Genomic DNA, 25413 nt, shown 5'->3' with positions numbered 1-25413 from the left:
TGTCTTAATAAATCTGCTATATAGTTATATACAAGGACACACCTCGTAACGGATTATCATGAACAGACCTGTCGCTCTCCTCGATATCGATAAAACACTGCTGTTTAACGCAAATGATTTAAACGAAAACCTGTTGAATGCTTTGAATCGAAACGGCATTAAGGACATTTATTTATTCTCGGATATGAGGTTTCGTGTCCTGGAAACCGAGGAGCGAATCGAATTAATAAAAAAACTGGAAGCCAAAGGGTTTACTGTACATGGCATTATTACGCCCTGTGATCTGGTCTGGAATCAAATGACCAGGGAAAATGCTCATCGGTTTGATCAGCTGCTGGTTAAAGCCAGGGAGACTGGTGAAAAAGAATATCTTTATACTGATAATGAATTTGATGATTTTATCAGCAAGCTGCGGGAAGATAATCCTTTTCTTGACAACTTATTGGAATACCAGCCAGATAAAAATACTCCAGGGGCGGCGTTTCAGGCAGCAAGAAAAGATTTTGAAAAATTAACTGCCAAAGATGGTTCAGTTCCTATGCCTAACGGACTCTTGGAAAGAAGTACATTTGCCAAGGGATTTGCCGACCGTCTTGCTAACCGAATGAATTATAAGCACACCAAAGCCTTAATGCTGGACTTATTTTTAAAATACAAACCTGACTGGGTAAGCGACATTTTAATTGCCGATGATTTAACCGCCGTGATTGAATCCATTAAGGAGTACAGGGAGCAGCAATCACCTGATTTGGCAATTGCCACCTTACTGGTAACCAACAAATTAAACAACCGCGATTTATATCCGGATCAATCCGCGGAAGAATACGATAATGCATTAGCGGCAATTGCGCTTCTCACAAGGATTGCCGCGCAAATAGATACGCTTGAGCAATCCAGTATTTTCTTAAGAAACCCGGAGTTGAAGATTAAAGCGTTCCAAAATCTTCGTAGTGAATTAGTAAGCGCTTTCAATGGAAATACCGAAGCCATAGTGGGAGACCTTATCCAAAATTGGGAACACTCGCTACCGATCGCCGGGAACCAATTTAAAAATTTAACGGCCTCAGAGATTATAGCGCAACATAGAAACTTTTTTTTCTCGACTGATCGAAAAAATACGGAAACCAGTACCCAGATTTTTATTACTGATTTAAAAAAGGATTTTGGTTCAACCACCTTTAATAAAGACGCGGACAGCAGTTTATCCCACTGCCAGGGCGCTTAAGGGCAGGAGTAAGCGGACAGTAAAGGGCACATACAACTGTCTTTGCGAGCGTCAGCGAAGCAATCTACTTCCTGACTTTATTTTAGTTTTGATCTGGATTGCGTCGCTGACGCTCGCAAAGACATACAGATTTTATTTTTTCTTTTTAATCAAGTCATAGAAATGCAGGCTCAAAGTACGTGCCTCACTGTGATCGACTATCGGACACGGATAGTCCTCAGCAATACGAAATCCTTTTTCCTTCGTTGCCTGCCAGGGTTTGTGGATTAATGCCGCTGGCAGCTTCTTCAATTCTGGCACCCAGGTTTTGATATACTCGCCCTGGGGATCAAATTTTTCACTCTGCAATATTGGATTAAAAATACGAAAATAGGGAGCGGCATCCGCCCCGCTGCCAGCCACCCATTGCCAGCTTGCTGAATTACTGGCTAAATCAGCATCTAACAAAGTATCCTGAAACCAGTCAGCCCCCTTTCGCCAGTCAACCAGCAAATCCTTAACCAGAAAGGAAGCCACGACCATTCGTACGCGGTTATGCATGTAGCCTGTGTGCCAGAGCTCTCGCATGCCGGCATCCACTAAAGGATATCCAGTTTGGCCTTTCTGCCAGGCATGCAGTAAAGAGAGATTATCCTGCCAGGGAAATTCATCAAATGCCGGCTGAAAGTTTTGCTCCGGGAGCTTTGGGAAATGATAAAGCAGGTAATAGGAAAATTCCCGCCAACCTATCTCGGCTAAAAACTGATTTACTGAAGCAGAGGGCAACGCTTGAGATTCCTGCATCTGCAGCACTTGTCTGTAAATCATCGCAGGACTAATCTCGCCAAAATGCAAGTGCGGTGACAAGCGCGAGGTTCCCATGCGCGCCGGGCAATCTCTTTGCTCTTTGTAAGTTGAAAGCCCCTCCTCAAGAAAGCCTTCTAAACGCGCCCGGGCGCCCATCTCGCCAGGTTGCCAGTAATCGGAAAACCCGGCAGCCCAATTGGGTTTTTCAGGAAGTAAATGCCAATCCTCAATAATTTCAGAAACGGTTTCGGGGCAAGATGGAAATTGAGTAATGGCAATGTTATCGGGTAAATCCAGCTGCTTTTGAGCATGCTTCCAATACGCTGTGAATACCTTGAAATACCCTCCTTGCGTAGTCTGCAAAGTCCAGGGTTCAGCTAATAAACTGCCGTTACAGGAATGAACCTTAATGCCTCTGTCTTTCAGAATAGATTTTATTTTCCGATCGCGCTCAATAGTGGCAGGCTCATAGCAACGATTCCAGTAAACAGCCTCCACCTGATGTTTCTCAATCAACTGCAACAAAATATCTAATGATCTGCCGGTTTTGAGACATAATTTCAAATTTCTTTTTTCCAGCTCTTTCTGATGCGCCAGCAAGCTATGAAGCAGCCACCAGTTTTGCGCACTACCCAAGACTACAGACGTTTCCTCATCCCGAATATATAGCGGAATCAAGCGGGCATTTTCACAGGCGGCGGCAAAGGCAGGATTGTCTTCGCAGCGTAAATCGGCACGAAACCACATGATAGCAGTTGTCATAATTTTCCTTGTTCATCATTGCTGGATATTTTAACTGTATTGCCCTACGCTTTGTAATAGTGATGTTTTTAATAGCATTATTTTTCTGCCTGGCCTATACAAAATAGCATTTTGGTCCTTGTAATAAATAATATCTACACATCAGTGCTGGCTCAAGGGAATACAATGAACAAATTAATTTGCTTTATTTTCCTGATAGGTAGCAGTATGTCTGTTTTTGCAAAACCCGCTGAAGCAATTTTTGCTGGCGGCTGTTTTTGGTTTATGGAGGCGGATTTTTATCAACAGAAAGGAGTCCTTGCCACTGTCACTGGTTTTGATGGCGGCACAACACCAGAGCCGACATATGACGATGTCACCGCTGGACGTACTAATTATACTGAGGCAGTGCGTATAATTTATAACCCTGATCAGATAAGCTATAAGCAGCTGCTGGATTATTTCTGGCGCCATATTGATCCAACAACCAAAGACGCGCAATTCTGTGAACGCGGGCGTCAATACCGTGCAGCTATTTTTTACCTGAATGACAATCAAAAACGAATAGCCCTGCAAAGTAAAAAAGAGTTGGAAAAAAAATTTCCAAAAATTTACACTGAGATACTGCCTTCAACAACCTTCTATGCCGCAGAGGATTATCATCAGAATTATTCTCAGAAAAACCCGCTGCGATACCGCTACTATCGCTACCGCTGCGGCCGCGACAGCCGGCTGGAAGAAGTTTGGGGTAACCGCTAATTTTTATTAGAGCTTAACGATTAAGCGCACAGAGAATCTATGCAATGGAGATGTATGACAACACACAAGACCAGTTCCAAAATACGTAATTTTTTTAAAAAGCTCGGGCCAGGACTGATTACTGGCGCCAGCGACGATGACCCCTCCGGCATCGCGACCTATTCTCAGGCGGGAGCCCAATTTGGTTTAAGCACTTTATGGACGGCCTTATTCACTTTCCCACTGATGACCGTCATTCAGGAGATGTGCGCCCGCATTGGCAAAGTCACTTGCAAGGGCTTGGCCAGTAACATTAAAGAGCAGTATCCCCGCCCACTTCTATATTTTATTGCTCTGCTTACTGTGCCGGCAATTATTTTAAATATAAGTGCTGATATCGCTGGTATGGGGGCAGTCAGCCATCTGGTTATACCTCAAATCCCCGCTGCCATTTTTTCAATATTGTTTACTATCCTTCTGGCCATAGGAATGGTTTTTTGTTCCTACCAGAAGATTGTCGCAGTTTTAAAATACCTGTGCTTATCGCTTTTCCTTTATTTAATTATTCCTTTTCTCGTAAATCCCAATGCCTGGCAGGTAATAAAAAATACCCTGATCCCTCATATCCAGTTTAACAAGCAATATCTGGGCATTCTGGTTGCAATATTAGGAACCACTATTTCACCTTATTTATTTTTTTGGCAAGCCACGATGGAAGCGGAGGAAGGCAGTAAAAAACAGTCTTCATTCATAACACGCTCATCGCTTACTGCGATGACCGGGGATGTCAGTTTTGGGATGTTCAGCTCCAATCTGGTGATGTATTTTATAATTCTAACCACCGGTACTGTACTGTACAAAGCCGGTATTAATGACATACAAACCGTAGAGCAGGCAGCCAAAGCACTGGAACCCTTAGCCGGTGAATTATCCTACTTCCTGTTTGCGCTCGGCATCATTGGAACGGGGCTTTTAGCAATTCCGGTATTAAGCGGCTGTTTGTCCTATACGCTGACTACCCTTTTTGATTTGAAAAGCGGACTGGATAACTCCTTTTCCTCGGCAAAAGAGTTTTATCTGATTATTATCGTTTCGCTAATCATTGCATTGCTCATCAATTTTACAGGCTTTAACCCCATTGAAGCTTTATTAATGACCGCCATTCTGTATGGTTTAACGGCACCGGTACTTATACTGATTATTCTGCATATCGCTAATAACAAGAAGATAATGGGAGAATTTACCAATGGCTGGTTATCCAACCTGATTGGCATTTTGGCGTTTTTACTGATGTCGGCAGCCGCTTTATTATTGCTTTATCTGGAGTTGTTTAGTTCATGATTTAATTACTTTCCCTTCAGATCGCGATAGAAATTTTCATGGACTCCTAGTGCTAATAAGACCCTTGATGCAGGATCCCATTCATAGGCTAACAGGAACTGTTGATGATTAATTTTAAATTTGTAGACGTATACTCCTGCTAAATCTCCTTTCTTCTCTTCTCCAATCCTGGGATTATTGATAATTGCACGCACAGCCTCATTCACAATACATTGATGCGAGTCGGGTAATTTTTTATAGACCCTTTTAAACGCTGGCATTTGTCTTATTTCAATATCACTCACCTTCACCCTCGAATTGGAAAGGTTCGGCTAAAGACTTATCCTGGAGTTTAGAAAGCAAAATATCTTTTATAAACTCAATGGGTAAATCAGGATTATCTAATGCACATTTTCCTAACTTAGCCCAATATTCTATTTGATTCGGAATTGAACGAAATTCTGCAGCTGCAACTTTCTTAGCCTCATAATAAATGCTTTCATCAATTCTTATCGGAATTCCCATAAATCACCTACAATCGTAATGTTTTGCTACATTTGTAGTATAGCAGAGTTTAGAATAAATAAATATCATCAGTCTGCCTTATTCCCAGTCGGTTTTCTGCTGATTTTAGCGGGGTTAAGGTTATTGGTAATACGAGAGACAATTCGATCGACGCGTCGCTGCAGCATAATTTCAACCATTACAGTTTCATTCGGGTGAAGGATTTTGTGAATGTCGGCAAGCGAGGAATGAAAATCCAGCAGCCTGTAATAGGCAAGCGCCTGATTACTGGCCTCAGGATGAGCCTTAATACGAAAGCCGAGATTACCTTGCATTTTTGGCGTATTAATACCGGCTTCCATGATATCGTAATCGAGAAAATAGGTTAATTTACCCCGGCTATACTGGTTTCGTTGGCGATCTGCGAAAAAACCCGCAGGAAGTGCATTTTCGCAATACTGGGGGCCGGCAGTCAGGTAAAGATCATAATCGTCAAGATGATTGCCCCGGTCGTCAATCAATCGAAATATAATCATAGAATAACGATTGGTAATATATTCACGCTTATAAAGAGGCGTACTCACCACTTCTCTATGTTCATTTTTCTGAGTTTCTACAGTTAATTTATCAAGCTCTTTTACCAATGCATTATAGGATTCACGACTTTTCACCTGAAGACATCGTAAAACCCAAACAGCCGTGGGATGCGTGGCAGCATTGGTCATCGTAATACTGCGGATGATGCCCATTTTTTTACCGGAATGCGAACATCCAGGGAGTATTCCCATGGCCATTGGCTGTGTGCGTCTCATTTTGGCGACGACAAGATTCTCGCCATTATTTCCCTCCTGATGCACTTTTAGCAGACTATAATTCATGTTTGCAGCAGCGACGCGAATGATGCCATCCGATCCGGCTTCTCCGGTATAAGAATTAACCGCATCATAGAGCTGGCGGTCAATGCTTTGTCCTGTAAGCACAAAGGAATAAATGCCGTTTGCAGTGCAATCATAGTCAAGCCAGCTTTCATTAAGCTGCCAGCTCATCTCGCTTCCAAGTTCAAGCCAATCCAGTATATGCCGTCCCGGTTCAATTCCCTCAAAAAAACTTTTTATACGGCCCAGACGCGATTTACCAAGTTGCGCCAGTGCCGAACCATGATTCGCCGGCGCCAGCATGATAAGATGACTTAGCGGGCATTTGGAAAGATTGTTTTTATAGTATAAGTCCATCCATTTACGAACCACAGGACCGCCCGTGGAGTGGGTGATACAGGCAAAACGTCCTCCATTGCAGAGCTTTTCAGCAACTTCATCACGCACTGCCTGATCAAAGGCGCGCGCAATATCGTCAACGGTCACCGTATCATCAAAGCTAATATACTGTCCCAGATAAATATTACCAACCTGAAGGCCCAGTTTTCCGTCTTTACTCTGACTTTCTAGCCATTGAGGAAGCTCTCCATAGGTATTGGTATGCGTAACACTCCAGCCGTGGAGAAAGATAACAACCATAACTTTCCTTAACTTGTTGATCCTGAAAACACGCTTAGACTTTATGGCGGGCAATTATATAAATCATTTCTGGGTGCAACAAGTTATTAATTTGATTAGCCATCACACCACTAAGAGATTACTATGTGATCTTTAGTATGCAATGATGTATCATTCATTGTCATTTTGTATTGAAAAAATCATGCGAGAATTTTATCTACAACGCCTTGGGGTTCTTCTCGAGCGCATTAACCGTCTAAAACTTGATGAACCCTCACTATTAGCACAGATATCTATTTTTCAGAATCAACTTGCCAGTCCTGAGTTTCACCGTGAAGGCCTGGAACAACGTTTGCAGGAAATTGAACAGTTAACAAATAATCTATGCATCGCTAAAGAAGCATGTGACTATGTAAGCCGCAGAATGAGGGCTGCAAACAAGCCCTTGTCTCCTGCTGGCATGCGTATCCTTGAGGACTTTCGTACAAAAATGAATGATACGCAGTTAAGGCAAGTATTTAACCGCTTTAAAGAACGACGCGAACAAATAGAATATCCTGAGTTTGAGCAAACGGCATTTAGAAAGGGAACTGGCTATAACATGAGCATGTGGTATTACCATGCTCATAGCCGAAGCCCTGTCTTTGGGAATTGTTCTGAACAGGCAAACTGCGCTTTTGTTTTCCTGTATAGTCTGGCGCGGGAAGCAGCCAGTAGTCATGTCGCTTCGCCAGTGCATAGCCTTTATCGTATTGACATTAAAAATGAGCGCGGCGGACATACCCTCCTGTTAATGAATCTTGAGCATGCCGGCTTATTTCCCAAAACCGCAGAAGAATTAATATCCTATTGTGCAAGCCTTCCAGCTACAGTAATCGTTATCGACCCCTGGAATAAAAAGCGTCCTTATTATCCTGCGATTGAGATGAAACGATATATGCCCTCTTGCGGCCAAACGGGCCTGGTAAATATAGAATTCGGTTTGAAATTTAGCGCATTGGAAGAAGCAGAAATCAAGCCTCGTTTATAGGAACTATTAATTGCTTGAGTCCACCAATGACATGCGAGATATTGCCTTAACATTAGCTTAATATTGCTCTGGTATCATTCAGTCGAAAATTGAAGCTGAATGGAAAGCAACATGAAATCAGAAAAGCTCCTGGAGATTCTCAATAAAGTACAAAACCCTTTTGAAATTTTAACTGTTCTTTCTCAGGAAAATTTCTCTGTTAATGAACGTACTGAGGAAGGCGATTCTATTTTTCATCTATTGCTGCGCTCAAAACATGTAAAGCAATATGATTTTTACCAATTTCTTGAACAACTGATTTCGGCAGGTGGAAATCCAAATGTTGTTGATCAGCAAGGGCGATCTTTTCTGACTTGTTATTTGGAAATTGGCTCGACTTTTTCTGATGATACCTTGAAACATTTGCTTGAATCTGAATGCCTTGATATTCAGCAAAAAGTTGGCAGTGACGGCTATAGTCTTTTTGAGCTTGTTTGTAATTCAAGCTCTTACTCAGTACGCGATTTATATAAGGTCTTATTAAGACATCCAAAGTTTGATCTTAATCAAAAAACCTCTAAGCATAACTCGGTATTGCTTCATCTGATTTATGAACTGAAATTATCTAAAGCGGCAGAATTGGAAGCTATAGTGACTAATCCCAGAACGGATATTAACGTTCAAAATCCGGAAGGAAAGACAGCCCTCGCCTGCATTTTGACGAATGGGTCCTACAAAGATGTAGAGCTGATAAACCAATTCATTCAGCACCCCGCATTCAATATTAACATACTGGATAATGAAGGAAATAATTACCTGCAGCAGGTCGTCCTTCATTGTAGTGTACAGGCTGATGACATTGCAAAACTACTGGTTCGGAGCGGCATTGATGTCACACATAAAAATAACGAGGGCAAATCAGTATTTGATCTAATTATTGAAAACAAAGCCAGGCGTTCAGAGTATGCCAATAATCTATTGTTACTTGAAATCCTTAAACTTCATCCCTCATCCTTGCTCGAAAGCTATAAAAACGGTAAAACAATATTGGCTGAGCTAATGAAAAGCCGAAACTACAGCATTCAATCTCAGTTGAATACTTTATTAGAGCTCTGCATTAACCTGCCGGCATTTAATATAAACACCCTGGATAGTGAGGGGAATAATTATCTGCAACTGCTGGTTCGTTACCATGATAATCCCGGTGATGCCGCAAGACAATTGATTCAAAAAGGAGTTGATCCTGAGCATAAAAATAATGAGGGAAAGGCAGTATTTGATTTGATTAAACTTAAAGTCAGACGTGCAGAATTCATAATCGAAATTCTTAAGCTTAAGCCTTCTGCACTGCTTGCCAAATATCGTAATGGTGAATCAATATTGGGAAGGCTGCTTAGAAAGCGGGATAATGCCGTCAGAGACGAATTCTCTGGTTTACTTGAGCTATGCAAGGGTCAGCCAGGCAGTAGTGAATTTATTAACAAACTAATCATAGACTGCATTGATGACTTCCAGAAGTTTCGGATATCTACTGAGGAAATGGATATCTTATTTGAGGGAATTCTGCGCGCAAAAATTGATATTGACATTGAATATATTCTCGTAATGACAGCGACAGGTTCTTCAGATGTTCACAAGCAGGATATCGCAAATTATCTTAAAAAAATAAAACCTGATTTCGATTTTAATCAAATTTTCCTCTATATAGAAAGCCTGACTGAAGAAGACTCGATAAAACGGCAACGAGGATTACAGGTCTTTGAACTACTCGGCATATCAATTAATTGTTTTGACTCGACAGTTCTAGCCTGGGAAGAGCGATTTCTTCGCAGTAAAAAAGCAGATAAACTCGAAACCGACTCAACAATGTTTGGTCATTTATTTTCACTGAATGGTTATATACCAGTTAATAATAAACTTAAAAAATTAACTGGCTCGTTCACGTCAGAGACGGCTCCCTTCATGGTTCATTTAATGAATGCCTATGTGTCACATTGTGAGAGCAGTGGAGAGCATCATGAGCAGTTAGAAGCGATTAGGCAAGTAAGAAACATGACCGTCAAAGCGATGCGATATTTTTTTGCCGCTAACCCCTTTTTTGGCTATTCGCCAAAAGCAGACCATTTTACAGACTCGATTTTATCAGATATTCAGAGTGGAGGGGTCGAAATAGTTACTGGATGGAAAGGGCATTCAATAGACCTCATCATTAAGCAAGACGACCTGTATCGCAATAACGCTGGCGGCTGCAGTACTGATGCCACCACAGAAGAATATAAAATAACCAGGCCCGATCAATTAACTGACACATTATTCAAAAGGCTTTATCAGTATAATAGCAGAAAAGAAAATAAAACCTATATTCAACAGGATCTACATGAAATCCTCGGTTTGGAGTTCACTCAAAGCCATGGTGATCATTTTCAAACGGTTGGCAATTGTGGACTCTACAGCCAGTTAATTGCTTTAAAAACCAAATATCGCCTGTTTTTACCCAAGGAGATTGCAGATCGAATTTATGAAGACAGTATCGAGTTTTTTGAACAGTTTTTTCTGAAAGAATATCTTTCATATCATGCTAAAAATGCAGTTCTGCCGCATATTTTGATGCGTTTAATCAACCAAAAACTATTAGTTGAGAATAAGCTGGAACTGATAGAAACATTGATAAAAGATCATTTTACCTCTGCAACCAGCCAGGATATCCTGCAAACTGAATTCATGATTAAACGATGGCTATTGATTATCAATGGCGATTCGACCGAACAATTCGACGAGCAACTGCAGCGCCTTTCCATTGTTCTTGACCCTGCCTCGAGCCGGCGCCGACAAATTCTGGATCGCTTTCTTAAAAATCAGGTCAATGCGGATGATTTGGATGAAATAAAATCATGGCCTTCTGAGGAACAAACGTTTCAGGGCTATCATCTATTACATATTGCTGTACTGAATGACAATATATCCCTTGCCTCATCTTTGCTGGCGCTATTCCCGAAAGCAGTGAATTTAAAAAACTGGTTTGATGATGAACCACTGTGTCTGGTGAAGTCTGTGGAGATGATTAATCTTCTGGTCAGTGCTGGAGCACGTGTGGACGAAGCAAAGCCTGATAGTGCACTGGACAATGCAGTAAGAAAGAATCGGCTGGATCTGGTTCTTGCCTTGCTTAAACAAGGGGCAAAGTCCAGTAAACATACGGCATATTATGCCGCCACAAAGGATGCGAAGATTCTGGAAGCGATAATGGAGCATCATCCAGAGGCAATAAAAAAATGCACCCACAGCCACCGCTCGGCTGTGCATGCGGCTGCAAATGGGGGCCATAACGAAAACCTGCGTTCCCTGATCTATTACGGTGGTGCACATCCTGCTGCAAGGGATGTTAATGGCATAACCCCCTTGTATCTGGCGCTTAAAAAAGACCGTAAGGACACTGCCGAATTGTTATTGAGTTATCCAGGTACCCTGTTCAAACCATACCGAGGCGATTCGCTGACTAAAATGGTGAAAGAGGATGAGCCGTTAAGACAGAAAATTAAGGTTGAGAAAAAACAACGTAATAGTGATCTGGAGTATTTCAAACATTTTCAAAGCGTAAATCCAGGGATTGCTGAAGAAAATATAGACTATCTGATTCTTGCAATTCGTAACAATAATTTGCCTGCTATTCGTGGCGCTTTGCTTACTTTCCCAGAGATAAACGTATTTCAATCGAGTAATCTTTATTGTACAAGTCCCTTAATGGAAGCTATACACAATCTGGCTGGAACAGAAGGCGAAGAATATAATAAGGGATTTGAGCTGATCCAACTCCTGTTGAATACGCCAGGCATTGATATGAATAGCACCACTTCCTCTACTGAGCCCCATTTGTTTTGGGCGACCTCTATCAATGATGTGAGGCTTCTTGAACTCTTTCTAAAAGACAAGAAACTTAACCCTAACCAACAGGACAATATTGGATACACCGCTCTCCATGATGCAGTAGAACGCGGCCATCTCGAGTGTGTTAAACGCCTGCTGCAAGATTCCAGAATTGATAGCAGCATCGAGAACCATCAGGGCAAGACTGCTGCAGAACTACAAGGCTTCGGCGATTACAGGAAAGAGGATAGAATCAGAGAATGCCGCGAAGAGGTTGTCAGGCATCAGCAAGAGAATGCATTATCAACACGGTGTGGACCAGGAGGCTAGAATTATTTTTTAATAAGGGATTTAAAAATTAATCTGGCTATTACTTCCCTGATTTATAAAATGAGCCTAATTGATTTATCATTGCTGCTTTATTAGAAATATCCAAAGCATCCATCCAGGGCATGTAATTGTTACTTGTATCTAAATAAGTAACCGTTCTTTGCCCCATCAACGCTTTTAATTCTTTCAATAAATTTGAGCCAATCCCTTTAAATCGATGTACAGGATTTACAAACAGACAATTAATAAATACTTCCGATTCAAAATCCGTAAATAAGACAATGCCTGCAATGATATTTTTTATTCTGGCAATAATCGCATATTTATAATTTTCCGGCTTAAGGATATACGCGGCTAAGTCGGCAGGTGTTATTAAAATTCGATTAGCCTTGATGAACGCAGCTATTTCATCAAAATCTTCAATGCGAGACCCAGAGTAATTAACTCTTGCCTTATATTCCAAAAAAGTATCATCAAAAAACATAGAATGCAAAATTAACCATCCAGATGGCAGTCATTTAAACTCATGGCGCGCCAAATGTACAGTGCAGGCATCTAAAAGATTGCATAACCAAAGCGAAAACAATTAACTACTGCCAGAAGGGCCAAGTTTTGGATGTTCGCTGTTTTTTTCCCAACTACTTTAGCTGATTGGCATTTTGAGCTGGAGATAAATCACCAGGCTCTTTTTTGTCCTCGATTTTGCGGCCGCTTAGCTCTTTGCGGACAAATTCTTCAAAAAAAGCCAGAGCGCGGGTTTCTTGCTCGGACCTTTGTACAGGCCAATGCGTTCTGGAATTATGGAATTGTCTTTCGATGTCATTTTCAAGAATGGGGCTGGCGGGTGGTGTCCTGGCGGGTGCTGCACTGCAAGTTCCTTTTATGATACAGGCATAAGAATAGTTTGCCATATCCCAATCTATTCCCGGATGATTCCAAGGCCATCTCTCAGGTATTATTCTATCTTCAGATTTGTTTGCATAAGAGGGAAATCCATACTTAACTCGTAAGCTATTAATTAAATTAAAACACTCCACAAAAGACGCTTCAGGAGGAATTTTTTTAAAGCATTCAGCATATTTTTCGTCGACAACATAGTAATACTCTTCGGTTTCTTTGAAATAATCTTTCGCAGTTTCTGGTGGATAAGGCACAGAGGTCACGCCATCAAATTGACTTGTATACCGAGTTAATTCTTTTAATTTCAATAGTTCTGAGGATTTAAGGGCGGTAATTAATTCTTTTTCATAACTGGCATAATTCGCCAATATGTCCTGGCATTGTTTTAAATCCCCTTCAGAAACTGCTTTTTTAAATGCTGTTACCACAGTGGTTTCCATTTTCGCTTTCATTCATTTTCCTAGGCAATAGATAGTCATTGACTGCAACGCTCATCTATAAGAAATTCCTCAGACTGAGAAATTCCAATGTATCCATTTAAGCTGACTGTTAACTCCCCAGTACGTCATCCTGAACGCAGTGAAGGATCTCCTGAAGCTGGCTCAGTTCTAAGCAGTTTGAGATCCTTCGCTACGCTCAGGATGACGTAGCTGGGGAGTTACGCTGATTGTCTTATACAAGAAACAGGTTGTCAAAATTCTATTAACAGGATTATTTACTGCCAGATATCCCAAAATGAGTTTCCATCAGTTCCTGCGGTAAGGATTTAATTTTTTCACTGCTGATTTTTCCTTCTCTGATTCCCTTTTGAAGGCTGAACAAACTGAGTGAAACCAAGGGAGGCACTTCTTTTTCCCCTGCTCGGAAGTTGGCCTTGCGTAGCGGATTTTTTTCCGAAATGATTTCCATTTCTTCTTCACCAAGACAAGTCAGCCCCCCTAGTTTTAACTGCTTGAGCCTGAAATTAGAGGACAAAGCCGCAATGCCTTTTTTATAAATCAGATTAAAACTTAAATCCAGGCCAGTCAGACTGATATTTTTGGATAAAGTAGTGGCCCCTTCATCACCGATACGATTCCAGGACAGATTTAAAAATTTCAACTGCCTATTATTCACAAAAGCCGCAACGCCACGATCCTCAATAAAATTCCATCCCAGATCCAATATGCTCAGTTTTTTATTGGCCGCTATACTAATAGCTCCTTCGTTGTCGATTTCATTACCAATAGCAGTCAGCTTCTCCAGCGACTCATGGTCTGCAAAGGCTATAAGGCCCTTTGAAAAAATAGCGTTCCAGCTAATATTAAGCTCAATCAGCCGCTTATTAGCGGCCAGAAAATGCGCGCCTTCTGCACCAATCTGGTTGCTGCCGATATTTAGACTGCGCAGCATCTTATGCCCAGCCAATAGTTTCGCTTCAGCAGCACTGAGACGATTACAACTGATATCAAGATACACAAGCGTATTATTTTCAGCCAATAACGCAGCAGCGGTATCGGCCAATCCGTTTTGGCTGATGTCTAAACCCACCACAGAGGGATGTTCCTGTAAGTAGTCGCAGACAAGTTTAATATCATTGTCGTCCAATTGGAGTTTTTTAAGCACTAACGTGCTTCGGTCTGCGGACAGCTGTGCTGAAATCGCTTCAATAGATAATGTCATTACCACTCACTGATGCAAAAGCTGCATTGTTAGCAAGCTGGCACCTTTTTAGAATACACCAGGAAGGAAACAAGTTTTTTCAGAAAATGAAAAGCTGGTTTTGACGGCGGCTCATTTCCTTTCGTAAACTTGACGAGCGATAGATTAATCCCACATCATAACAACAGAAAAACACTGCAATTGACAGGAGGTCAAAAATGCACTCTTTTTGGAAAAGCCGGTTCGGAAAAGAATCTGATGTAGAATTATTTATTGTCAATAATGTATCTTGCGAAAGAGAGAATTGTGCTCCATTAATTAAAAAGCTATCACGTACCAATGACAGAATCGAGCTTGCAAAAAAGAAAATTATCAAAGGGTCCTCAGGTGAAACTGACAAATACACTTTTAGTCTTAATATCTCAAGTAATTTAATCAATAAAACTCTGAACAGCCAGCAGTATCCGGAATTAATCAGGCTGACTTTGGAAGCATTAGACAGTGGACTTAACGCAGAATTGGACTATGGTAATCATTTTGAACAATTTAATAATTACATCAAGGCGTTTTATGATTTTTCATTAAGTCATCAGCTAGAAAAAGACTGTTTGCTTTTCGATGAAATCAAGACCTTTGTGGTCGCGTATTGCTGCCTGCAGGCAGATAATCTGGTCTTTACTCTCTCAAGAGCAATCTCAATAGAATCGGCAGGTTACTTCCAACAAGATGGAGAGCGATGCTTTCCCCAATTAGGCTCAGCCCACTCATTCAATAAGGAAGTAAGCAATCTGGAAGAGGCCCGCGAGTTTGCTGATTTCCTTTTGCAAGAAATCCCTTTGTGGAAAAAAGGCATTAGAAAAAATACTCTCTTAATGCCAGACGCTGCCAGCAATGCCTTAACGATTGCCGATGATATGGAGCAGCTGGCAAAAAAATATTCAGTTATATTTTCTGAACAAATGATGAAAGAAAAAGAGCATAATGAAAGCCTGAGGCTCGACTGATAAAAATGAAGACAGCACTTCTCTTTTATGATTCGCTCAAGCCGAGATCTTTTAAACGGGCTGTCTTCTTTTCAAACAGCACTGCGCCATCTGCAAATCGTTTAGAAACTCATTACTCATTAAATAATTGAATTCATGAATACGCGATAGATGCAGAGGATCCTCTGCATCAGTGGAAACCATTCCCGGATGACACATAATTAGCCCCTGACAAGCGCTTTGTCGTAAAAATTGTTGGAAATAATACCGATAATGTTTTGCTTTTGAAAAGTTATAACTGCCAGAAAAGCTGGTATGAGTCGCAATTTGTTGAATTTGCAACTGCTTGTAAAAATACCGCCCCCCAAATAAAGTAATTATTTGCTGTTTAACGAAGTAAGGGGCGGTAAACATAGCCTGCCAATTCACATTGCTGTGCCGGCAATAACTGGATAGCTTTCGTTGACTATACACTGCAAGCAAGGCGTCTCTCACCAGGGGAAATTGCTGACAATGCTGATGTCCATCAATAAAATCGGGTAGCCTCCCTATCGTTTCAATAAAGCAATCCAGCTGCGCATTGATTTCCGCCTGCACCCGGTTAATATCAAGCTTTCTCATATAGCTCTGGAGAAAAAGCCAGCCCAGGCCTCTAAAATTATGGCCATATTGATGGCGCCATGTCTGACTTAAGGCATGACCAAAGCTAAGATTCAGATGCAAACCCAGATACACTTTATTGCAGTTCTTTAAAGAAGCCGCAGAATGCGTCCAGTGCCCGGAATTGACCAGACAACTGATGACATTGATTCTCCCGCTGGTAGCCAACCGTCTAATCCCTTCGGAAATAGCCTCATTTTGCCCATAATCATCTGCACATAAGAGTATTTCCCTAAAACCCATGCTCGATTGTCTCCTGGGTTATTTCCTCTTTGATGTAATAAAGCGGCCGATTTTTAGTTTCCACCAAAATACGGCTGATATATTCCGAAATTATCGCCAGAAACAGGAACAATACGGAAAACAAAATCGATATAAAGAAAAGGATGGAAACAAGCCCTTCGCTGCCGGAAGGATTGAATAATTTGCCTATTAATGTAAACCCTGCATAAACCATCATGGCAAGACTAATCAGAAAAGACAAAACCGACATGGCACGCAAGGGACGTGCAGAGAAAGAAATAATAGAGTCTAAAGATAAATTGATTAATTTCTTTAAGTTGTATTTACTGCTTCCTCCCTGCCGCGGCGGACAGTGGAAAGGAATCGTTGCCGTTTTAAATCCCACATAGGCAAAAAGCATCAGTAAGTGACGATTACTTTCCTTCATTTTTTTCAGGGAGTCGACCACTTTACGGCTTAGCAGACGAAAATTTCCAGTATCCTCCTGCATATCAAAACCGGTCATTTTACTGGTCAGCCGATAAAATATTTTCGCCAGAAAACGCTTTAGCCGAGGCTCATGTGCTCGATTGACGCGTCGGGCACAGACTACATCATACCCTTCCGCTGTTTTCGCCATCATCTCCGGTATCAACTCAGGTGGATGCTGGAGATCAGCATCCATTAAAATCACATAGTCGCCAGTGGCATGATCAAGACCGGCTGTAGAGGCAATTTCGTGCCCATAATTGCGCGAAAAAGCAAGCAGACGTATATTTTTATTGCTTTTAATAAAGGGGGCGCAACAGGCTAAACTGCGATCCGTAGACCCATCGTCAACCAGAATGACTTCATAATCGGTAAAATGGCATTGTAACACAGCCAGCGTTTTTATAAGGAAACTCTCAATGATTGCCTCCTCATTATACATGGGAGCAATCACAGAAATTTTGTCATCAAAAATCATAGTACTAACAGCCGCTGACTCTATGTCAAATCAACCCAGAGTGACTTTATAATGGTCAGCGCAATTTGAGATTGCGCTTCATCGCCTTGTGTTTGCCATAATACTCCAAGATAGACGAAGCAAACAAGGCTTGCTACAGCCACTGAAAGAAGAGCAGGATGGTGGTGACTTTCCGCTTTTTTTTCAGGGCCCAGTAAAAGAGCTAAAACCAGCACCATGGCCAATAATAACGCAGTCAGTAATACAATTCCTGAAACACTTTGAGGCAGCCAATGAAAAAATGAGAATACTGACAGAGGAAAATACCCATCCCTGAACATCGGAAATACCAGCTCAAACAGAGCGTTATTGATAAAATCAGGAATGTAATCAATAAAACTCAGCAAACCAGTAACCAACATGGAAATGATACACAAGCCGCTGGCAACTCCCAGATAGAAGAGTCTCTGCTTGTCTCTTAAATATTGCAGCAACTGGGCAATCGGCAATAGCATAAAGATTACCAGCGGCGTAATATGACGCGGCCCCGTAGACCATCCCCAGCCATCGTAAGAAAAAGATGCCGTAAAATAGCTATAACTAAGAAATGTAATAATAGTGAACCAAAACACAGCACGGTCATTAGCGGACATCAGTTTGATTTGTTTCCCCTGAAGATAAAGTCCCGGGAATGCCAGAAGAAGAAACGGCGCTAAAACAAATAAGCCACGCAATGGCGAAAAGAATGAATTCAGAAGAGCCTCGCCATTCGGGAGGAAAACGCCGCCCACACCGCTGCCATGCACCGAGCGATAAGCAGGTTCGACAATGTGGCTATAGCCGCTCTCGAATGGGCTGCCAAAACACAACCAGTGATAAACCATTAACATCGCCAAAAATGGAGCGGCTCCCAGACTAACCAGCACTGCGATGCGAAACAATTTATAGAAACCTTCCTTTACGGTATCCATACTCGTCAGGCAACTGAGTGCTGCATAAAACAAAATCGCCACCAGGCCAAACCCTGCGGGGTACTCCGCCATCAGCGCTGTCCCGCCAGCCATCCCTGCAATCAGAAGCCCTTTACGTGTCCAATCATGGCGCAAATAACGCCATAAAGCGTAAAAAGCCAGGAAAAGCAGATTTGCTGCCGTTTGATGGCTCATAAATTGTAAGGAGTAGCTAAAGGCCAGTGTTCCCAAAGCATAAGTGGCCACTACTGCGCTGGTTACGGGCGCCGACACATAACATAGAAGAAAGCGGTAAAGTAAAACCAATATACCAAGCGTTGGCAAAATAGTAACAAACAAACGAGCCCAATAAACCAATACCGAGAAATCCACCTCCTGCTCTGCAAAACAGGTTTTTTTTAACACCTCATAGACAGGAACCGCAGCGAATCCCAGCAAAGGAGCCTTTGTTGAATAATAATGACCATCATGAAAAGACAAATCACCTACGGTACCATACTGCTTTATCACTTCATTGATGCTCAACTTATGATGATCAACAATAGCAATAGTTTCGGCGAGGCGGGAAATCTCGTTAGGCGGAGCCCATTTGGGTAAATAAGGAAAGGTAAAAAGATACAGCCCGCAAACCAACACAAACAACATCCGGATTTGTAACGACATTCATTCTTCCTGATAAGGGTTAGGTTCTGCTAATTATTTAGCCCACAACGTGCTGATATAATATACCATTTTCTGGTTTTCCTGCTCATTAAATTGTAATACCCAGAGTCCTGTAAAATAGATTAAACCCAGCAGGCAAATTATCACCATCGCCTTTTTAAAATCAACCTCAGATCCGCTCAAAGAGCAGCGAATAACTACGTAAATGGCGAGAATCAGTAAAAAGAACAATAAAATCCCTGATAAGGGATTGGATAAAATACCGGTCCAGTCGAGCACATTGGGTGGCAGATAGCCGCTAGTAAACAAGGGTATAACTAAGCCAAATAAAGCATTATCCCCAATTAAGGGGATGTAATTGACAAAACTTAGCATTCCAACGTTCAGAATCGATAGGGCACATAAAGCAATAGCTATTGCGAAACCTCGGGAGCCCGACTGCCGTAAATGCTCTAAAAAGAGGGCAATCGGCAACATAAGAAATACAATCAGCGGCGTCAGATGACGCGGGCCTGTAGCCATTTGCCAGGATTCATAAGAGAAAGAGGAGGTGAAATAGGTATACAAAAATAATAACAGGACAGTAAACCATAGCAGTGCCTGCTCTTTTGTATCGTTCACTTGTTGTCTTAACACCAGGATTCCCGGAAGTGCTAACAAAAGAAAAGGCGAGAGGGTGAATAATCCACAAAGAGGTGAAAAAAACGAGCCTGCAAAGGCTGTCAAGTCAGGCAATCTGATTCCCAGAAACCCGCCCCGGTGAAATTCACGGGATGCGATATCGATAAGATGCTGATATCCGGAATCAAACGGACCAGCGAAACAAGTGGCATGATAGATCATCAGCCCTACCAGGAAGGGTGATGATCCTATCATCATAAAGCCAAACCTTTTCAATTCGTCCATCCAGCAGAAATCGGCTGCCTTCAGGCGAGCGAACACTAAATAACCCGCTATTCCCATAATACCTAACACGCTTGTATATTCTGTCATCAGCGCAGCACCACAAGCAAGCCCACCCAGCAGCAAAGCCTTTATTGAACCCGAGCGCAAGTGATACCAGATGCTGTAGAAAGCTAAAAAAAGAAAAGTGGCAGCCAATTGATGGCTCATAAACAGCAGGGAATAGCTGTAGGCGAGAGAGCCCAGGGCATAGGTGGTCACCACACTGTCTGCAATAGCAGCGGATACATAATGCAGCAGGAAACGCCTCAATAGCAATATCAATCCTAATGTGGGTAAAAGCGTTATAAAAACACGCGCCCAGTACACCAGTGCCACTTCATCATCACTGGGGCTGATGAGTTTGAGTGCTCCATAAACAGGAACTGCAGCAAAGGATAAAAATGGCGCCTTGCTGGGATAATAAAATCCCTCATAAAAAGACAGATCGCCAAGCATCCCATGAGTTTTAAGGACTTCATTAACGCTTAGTTTGTGATTATCCACAATCGCAATCGTCTGCCAGAGCCGACATAATTCATTGGGTGAGCGCATATTGGGATGATAGGAAAAAGGCAGGAAATAAAGCAGGACAATAAAAAAATACAAAACACGGAATCCTGTCAAACCTGATTCATGCAACCATGCACCAGATAAGCGCTTCTTATCAAACGCCTTCAATGGTTCTGCTGTCAACTCCGGTGAACAACTCATTTTCTTTCCTGCTCAGAATAGCGTTTACCCCAAACTGGTGTAAAAAAATTTGACATCCTGCATTCTGCAGTTTATCCGCATAATCCGGTGATCCCGCTAGATTTCTGCATCCCGTGAGCACAAATCGCGGGACGCAGGAGTATAGATCAGCCGAAACGCGTTAAGCCGCACCCAGAATATTGACTCCAATACTACCAGCCGGTATTTGCGGAGGAATGGCCGCAGCAATCCAGTTAATACCTCCATCAACTGTATGATAAGCCAGAGCAGTATTGTTGCCATTGGTTCCCAGGGCAACGCAATGTATTCCGTCGGCATAACAAGCTACATCATTCAGTACTGATAGTAAGACGACATTTCCTCCAAAAAAGCTTGAAGCTGTCCAGCTAGCACCGCCATTGGAGGTGGTAAAGCCCACAGGAATGGAGGATGATCCGGATATTGTTTGTGTGCCCACCGTACTACATAATTGACCTGTAACATCACAGGAAATACCATTCAATGCAATACCTGCTGTTAGAGGTAGCGTCACACTGGCCCAGGAAGTTCCACCGTCAACAGTCAGGAATGCCATTGGCAAATTACCGGTGGCTTGAACGCGAGAACCCACTGCTATGCAACGCATGGCACTGATATCACAAGCAATGCTGTTCAGCTGCCCGTTAGAGGGAAATATATTGGCGCTACTCCATGTGGCACCACCATCCAGGGTAACATAACTCACAGGACTTATCGTGGTGCTAGGAGTCACCGCCTGCGAACTACCCACCGCAATACAATGAAGCCCGGTGGCCGTGTCGCAAGCCACGCCGTTTAAGCCATCGAGATTATTGCTTGCAACCGCCTGAGTGGCTGTTTGATTCCAGTTAGCCCCCCCATCGATTGAGCTTAAGCTCAAAGGCGCTGTGGTCAGGGGATTAATCTGGGGAGCGTATTTACCCACTGCCAGACAATCAATGATCTGACCATCGCAGGCCGGGCTTGAAAGAATGTACCCCGTCCCGGGCGGCGTAGTATTAAATGCTGAGGGTTGCCATATATCGGCAGTGGCTGGAGAAACATAGTAGCCCATCGAGGTACTGCTGGTATTTATCGCATTACCTATCTGGCCTACGGCAACACAAGTCTGACCAGGCAGATCACAGGCGACATCCTCCAGAGAGGTGAGCAGTAAAATGGAATCATTCACCGGAATCAGTCCTCCCCCTGTCCAGGTATTTCCATTGTCGGAGGAACTGTAAGCAACGGGTGCAGCTATACCTCCCACAAGCCGTCGTCCAACAGCTCTGAAGGTCTTTACAAAACTGCTGCAGCTTACCACTACATTAGTGACCGCCGTGTTGCTAATTGTACCTGTGCCATTGCTGACTGTACAAATCTGTGTCGCAGGCTGCGCTCGCACTGTAACCGCATAGGGAGTTCCTGCCGACAATGCCGCCGGGAAGGTAAACAGGCCATTGGCATTAATGAACAATGGGTCGCTGCCATTGTTTTGCAATACCAGCGAGCTGCCGCTAGCCAAACCATTCACGTTCCCGCCCACAGTCAGTGCTTGCGGGGGAACTGGAGGTGGCGGAGGAGGCGGTGTGTTATTATTTTTCAGGGTAATTCTTACCGGATTCAGGTTACTCACGGAAAAAATACAATATCCATTCGCTATGAGGCGACACTCCAGACCCAGATTGGCCAGGCTAAATCCGGGGGTATTAATTTTAATACCGGCAGAAGGATACAGATGATTAGGAACGGTCGTGGCGATACTCAGACTCAAAGCCGAAACATTATAATTCTGGCAAGACAAAGGAGCGACGCCATTTAGACAAAGAGTAATATTAACAGCGGCAGTTTCGCCACTGGCCGCTATATTAAAAAATAATCCGGGAATTGCCAGGCAGCTCTGGCTACACAAACCTGCTATTAGAAAACCAATCAGCGTCAATACTTTCTTCATTTCATAGTCCTGATGAGATTAAAGAGTCACTGCACAAACGATCGCATTGGCATGGCCATGACCCGTATTTAAGGTATTTAATAATTGATCAGTTAGCCGGTTGAATCGTCCCTGCCCGAGATAAAAATACCGATATCCGCATTCCAGAGGCAGTTGACCAAACACGTTATTCCATTTGATACCAACTCCCGCCATTGCACTCAACACTGTACTGGTTCGTCCTGAGAAAGCATAATCAGGCAAGGTGATACCGCCATCAAGAGAGGTCTCGTTAAAACGGCTGGTTTTGTTGAAATTGGGCCCTACTCCGGCATCAAGGGTGAGTGCATAGTTGTCGCTAAAACTGGTAATATCCGTTTTGGCAGCCAGATAGACAGGCCAATTACTGACTGAATAACGATAGGCCAGATTCGTAAATAATTGCTCCTGAGTGACAATCCCGCTCACTGAAGTACGCGAAAAGTAAGCTGTATTCACACCCACAGAAACATTGAACTGTTCGCGCTCAAGCGCGTTGAAGTAGATACCAAGACCGGCAAGCCCTTTAAAGCGGGAATGATCGCTTACCGAAAAATGATCTCCCACCAAATCGACAATGTTAATATCCTGTTCGCGCCCGAATGAGGGCCAGAAACCGCCAGCCTGAATTATTACCTTAGGATGGTAAGAGGAAGAAGGAGGTACTGAACTACCCATATTGCCGGCAATTGCGGCATGAAAGGTACCCATCAGGCAAATGCTTAACAAGCAATGAAAAATATTTTTTACAGCCATTAATGATCTCCCTATCCTCAGCGAAGCAGCAATATAGCAAAGCAATCTTCAATATTGAAGAAAAATCATCTTAATTCTGTTTTATGTTCAGAATAGAATGGGAAGTTTTGAATAAATAGCGAAAATAATTAAGAAAGGCTAAACCCGTATACGTTACCGGAATATATTTGAATCCCCTTTTTATCAAAAAGAGGGTAACCCTGGCGGCAAAATCAGCACTCATAAAACCTCTTCCCATAGACGAAGTAAAGCGGGAATAAATCATATGCCGATACAAAATATCCTGTTCATGGAAATAAACGCGAGCCGCCCTGGCAAAATTTCGTTTGGAGCTCGCATAGTCTTTTATCTTTTTTCTTCCGAAGCAAGGCTGTATTTCAATCTCTGAACCAACCGCCCATACTTCCGCAGGGTAAAGCGCAGGCACTTTTACCTGTTTATACAGTTCAATTATTGCAATAAATGAATCACAGTTTGCTTGCTGGGCAAATTGATATTTTGAGCCATGACAAAGCACCAGGATATCAGCAGTCTTTAGCAGAGGCACTATTTTGTCATAATCTTCATAGTGGTAGTCGACTCCAAAACGCGGTGTAGTCACTAATGCCCCGGCTTTCTCGAGCTGCTGTTTAAGTGCGCTCCCCAAAGCACCACTGGCCCCGGTTAACATAATTTTTTTTCTGGCAATCTGACAGCCGCTTCCCAGAAAATTATCGATTAACCGGATCACTGAACCGAAATATTTCTCAGGAAAAACATGGTGCAAGGCATGATACTCAGGTGTTACCAATAAACCATTTGAACAGGCAGGCAGACGCTTTACCGGCGAATGATTTCTATCCACTCCTCTCCTGTATACAGACAAAAGAAAAAACCATGCTTCAATAACTATGGTGCTAAAAACAGCCGAGGCTGAAAAAAAGAAGAGGCAAAATAAGCAAGCGATAATCTGAATGAGAAACTCAGGTATTGCATGATAAATTAAATTGTCAGGCCATAAATTGGCATTGATTTCCAGTCGCGAATTTAAAAACTGATGATGTACAAGATGCCATCGCCCTATTCGCCTCAATACGCTGTTAGGGGATTTCAGGCATAAATGAAAGACTACATGGATAAAATCAAAAAAAAGCGTGCTCAGACCGCCGATAATCAGCACTTGAATAGCATATTCGAGCAAAAGCAGACCTTTAAGCATTTTGATGGTCAGGTATGGAGAAAGACGCAGCTAATATAGTATAAATACTGTTTTGCAGAAACTATTAAAGCTACACAATAATTATGAGCATTCGATCGGCCGTAATCATCATTCCGACGTTCAATGAATCGGCAACCATTGAAAAAACACTCCATCAGGTTTTCCAGTCAGTATCAAGCTCTGCGCTGATTTTTTATGTTCTGGTTTTTGACAGTGGCTCGATAGACCAGACCAGGGAAATCGTGCTGCGACTGCAAAGCATTTATCCTCGTCTTTATTTGAAGACAGAACCCTGCAAAACAGGACTGGGCTCAGCGTATATGCAAGCAATGCGTTATGCACTGAGCGACATAGGAGCGGACATAATAATTGAGTTTGATGCCGATCTTTCTCACCAGCCTCATTATTTGCTGCCTATGATTGAGCAGTTAGCGGTTTATGATGTAGTTGTAGGAAGCCGCTATGTTGCCGGCGGCAGTATTCCGTCAGGCTGGAGCTGGTACAGGCGACTCTTATCCAAAGCAGGAAACTGGTTATGTCAGACCGTATTGACCAGCAAATACAAAGACTTTACCAGCGGCTTTCGGGCCAGCCACTCGCATGTATTAAACAAGGCTCTGCCCAGGCAATTTATCTCCAATAATTTTGCCTATAAGCTGGAATTATTTTGGTCTCTGCATAAAACGCAGGCCAAAATCATGGAGTATCCTATTGATTTTATTGATAGGTCAAAGGGAAGAAGCAAGCTCCCTGCTAACAGTATTCTCGACAGTTTGCGGGTTTTATTCATCCTGCTGGTCACCCCTCGCTGAATGATATTCTTGGTAAAAACCAAATA

The 25413-nt window shown here is 42.5% G+C and carries 21 protein-coding genes; 7 read left to right on the top strand and 14 right to left on the bottom strand.

The window, feature by feature from the left end:
• The first annotated feature begins 58 nt into the window (after positions 1-58).
• The gene (locus LXA66_RS09075) at positions 59-1225 is read left to right on the top strand and encodes a hypothetical protein (RefSeq protein ID WP_233012896.1); all 1167 of its coding nucleotides are present in this window, start codon (positions 59-61) and stop codon (positions 1223-1225) included.
• Between the two features lie 132 nt (positions 1226-1357).
• On the opposite strand, the gene LXA66_RS09070 is transcribed toward LXA66_RS09075, so the two are convergent.
• Entirely contained in the window at positions 1358-2773 is a 1416-nt protein-coding gene (locus LXA66_RS09070) for a deoxyribodipyrimidine photo-lyase (protein ID WP_233012895.1), read from the bottom strand.
• A 165-nt stretch (positions 2774-2938) separates the two neighbouring features.
• Here LXA66_RS09070 and msrA point away from each other — a divergent pair, with 165 nt between their 5' ends.
• Both msrA and LXA66_RS09060 read left to right on the top strand, forming a co-directional pair.
• Positions 2939-3511 carry a peptide-methionine (S)-S-oxide reductase MsrA gene (gene msrA / locus LXA66_RS09065; protein WP_133139937.1) on the top strand — a complete coding sequence of 191 codons (573 nt, stop codon included), beginning with the start codon at positions 2939-2941 and terminating at the stop codon, positions 3509-3511.
• 54 nt (positions 3512-3565) lie between these two features.
• A complete protein-coding gene (locus LXA66_RS09060) occupies positions 3566-4831 on the top strand; it encodes an NRAMP family divalent metal transporter (protein ID WP_233012894.1) in 1266 nt (421 codons plus the stop codon).
• A 5-nt stretch (positions 4832-4836) separates the two neighbouring features.
• On the opposite strand, the gene LXA66_RS09055 is transcribed toward LXA66_RS09060, so the two are convergent.
• The 3 genes from LXA66_RS09055 to plaB form a co-directional block, all read right to left on the bottom strand.
• Complete coding sequence (locus tag LXA66_RS09055; RefSeq protein ID WP_233012893.1) at positions 4837-5115, bottom strand: type II toxin-antitoxin system RelE/ParE family toxin; 279 nt, start codon at positions 5113-5115, stop codon at positions 4837-4839.
• Positions 5108-5335 (bottom strand): hypothetical protein, encoded by a 228-nt coding sequence (locus LXA66_RS09050; RefSeq protein WP_112219453.1) that lies wholly within the window; start codon positions 5333-5335, stop codon positions 5108-5110. Before LXA66_RS09050 ends, LXA66_RS09055 begins: the two co-directional genes overlap by 8 nt.
• A gap of 68 nt (positions 5336-5403) precedes the next feature.
• Positions 5404-6828 carry a phospholipase PlaB gene (plaB, locus tag LXA66_RS09045; RefSeq protein WP_233012892.1) on the bottom strand — a complete coding sequence of 475 codons (1425 nt, stop codon included), beginning with the start codon at positions 6826-6828 and terminating at the stop codon, positions 5404-5406.
• Positions 6829-7009: 181 nt separating this feature from the next.
• Between plaB and LXA66_RS09040 the strand changes: the two genes are divergently transcribed.
• Complete coding sequence (locus tag LXA66_RS09040; RefSeq protein ID WP_233012891.1) at positions 7010-7837, top strand: hypothetical protein; 828 nt, start codon at positions 7010-7012, stop codon at positions 7835-7837.
• Positions 7838-7948: 111 nt separating this feature from the next.
• Entirely contained in the window at positions 7949-12010 is a 4062-nt protein-coding gene (locus LXA66_RS09035) for an ankyrin repeat domain-containing protein (RefSeq protein WP_233012890.1), read from the top strand.
• A gap of 40 nt (positions 12011-12050) precedes the next feature.
• Here the strand turns inward: LXA66_RS09035 and LXA66_RS09030 are convergent, their stop codons facing one another.
• From LXA66_RS09030 to LXA66_RS09020, 3 genes are all read right to left on the bottom strand, one after another.
• The gene (locus LXA66_RS09030; protein WP_233012889.1) at positions 12051-12494 is read right to left on the bottom strand and encodes a GNAT family N-acetyltransferase; all 444 of its coding nucleotides are present in this window, start codon (positions 12492-12494) and stop codon (positions 12051-12053) included.
• Positions 12495-12648: 154 nt separating this feature from the next.
• Positions 12649-13362: a hypothetical protein gene (locus LXA66_RS09025; protein WP_233012888.1), complete on the bottom strand. Its 714-nt coding sequence runs from the start codon at positions 13360-13362 to the stop codon at positions 12649-12651.
• Positions 13363-13621: 259 nt separating this feature from the next.
• Entirely contained in the window at positions 13622-14572 is a 951-nt protein-coding gene (locus tag LXA66_RS09020) for a hypothetical protein (RefSeq protein WP_233012887.1), read from the bottom strand.
• A gap of 197 nt (positions 14573-14769) precedes the next feature.
• Here LXA66_RS09020 and LXA66_RS09015 point away from each other — a divergent pair, with 197 nt between their 5' ends.
• The gene (locus LXA66_RS09015) at positions 14770-15555 is read left to right on the top strand and encodes a hypothetical protein (protein WP_233012886.1); all 786 of its coding nucleotides are present in this window, start codon (positions 14770-14772) and stop codon (positions 15553-15555) included.
• Positions 15556-15606: 51 nt separating this feature from the next.
• On the opposite strand, the gene LXA66_RS09010 is transcribed toward LXA66_RS09015, so the two are convergent.
• The 7 genes from LXA66_RS09010 to LXA66_RS08980 form a co-directional block, all read right to left on the bottom strand.
• Positions 15607-16437, bottom strand: coding sequence for a ChbG/HpnK family deacetylase (locus LXA66_RS09010; RefSeq protein ID WP_233012885.1), 831 nt, complete (start codon positions 16435-16437; stop codon positions 15607-15609).
• On the bottom strand, positions 16427-17383 hold the full coding sequence (locus tag LXA66_RS09005) for a glycosyltransferase family 2 protein (RefSeq protein ID WP_112219462.1): 957 nt from the start codon (positions 17381-17383) through the stop codon (positions 16427-16429). The genes LXA66_RS09010 and LXA66_RS09005 overlap by 11 nt, the downstream gene beginning before the upstream one ends.
• A gap of 20 nt (positions 17384-17403) precedes the next feature.
• Entirely contained in the window at positions 17404-18996 is a 1593-nt protein-coding gene (locus LXA66_RS09000) for a hypothetical protein (RefSeq protein ID WP_233012884.1), read from the bottom strand.
• Between the two features lie 33 nt (positions 18997-19029).
• The gene (locus LXA66_RS08995) at positions 19030-20652 is read right to left on the bottom strand and encodes a hypothetical protein (RefSeq protein WP_233012883.1); all 1623 of its coding nucleotides are present in this window, start codon (positions 20650-20652) and stop codon (positions 19030-19032) included.
• Between the two features lie 160 nt (positions 20653-20812).
• Positions 20813-22603 carry a hypothetical protein gene (locus tag LXA66_RS08990; RefSeq protein ID WP_233012882.1) on the bottom strand — a complete coding sequence of 597 codons (1791 nt, stop codon included), beginning with the start codon at positions 22601-22603 and terminating at the stop codon, positions 20813-20815.
• A gap of 18 nt (positions 22604-22621) precedes the next feature.
• Positions 22622-23377 carry a hypothetical protein gene (locus LXA66_RS08985; RefSeq protein ID WP_233012881.1) on the bottom strand — a complete coding sequence of 252 codons (756 nt, stop codon included), beginning with the start codon at positions 23375-23377 and terminating at the stop codon, positions 22622-22624.
• A gap of 70 nt (positions 23378-23447) precedes the next feature.
• Positions 23448-24575: a hypothetical protein gene (locus tag LXA66_RS08980; protein WP_233012880.1), complete on the bottom strand. Its 1128-nt coding sequence runs from the start codon at positions 24573-24575 to the stop codon at positions 23448-23450.
• A gap of 83 nt (positions 24576-24658) precedes the next feature.
• On the opposite strand from LXA66_RS08980, the gene LXA66_RS08975 reads away from it, so the two are divergent.
• Positions 24659-25387, top strand: a complete 729-nt coding sequence (locus LXA66_RS08975; RefSeq protein ID WP_233012878.1) for a polyprenol monophosphomannose synthase — start codon at positions 24659-24661, stop codon at positions 25385-25387.
• Positions 25388-25413: the final 26 nt, after the last annotated feature.

Origin of the sequence: Legionella sp. 16cNR16C (assembly GCF_021297775.1) — a bacterium.
In the GTDB taxonomy this organism is placed as follows: domain Bacteria; phylum Pseudomonadota; class Gammaproteobacteria; order Legionellales; family Legionellaceae; genus Legionella_C; species Legionella_C quinlivanii_A.
The sequence above is the reverse complement of the archived record's forward strand: the minus strand, read 5'-3'. Positions and strand labels throughout refer to the sequence as shown.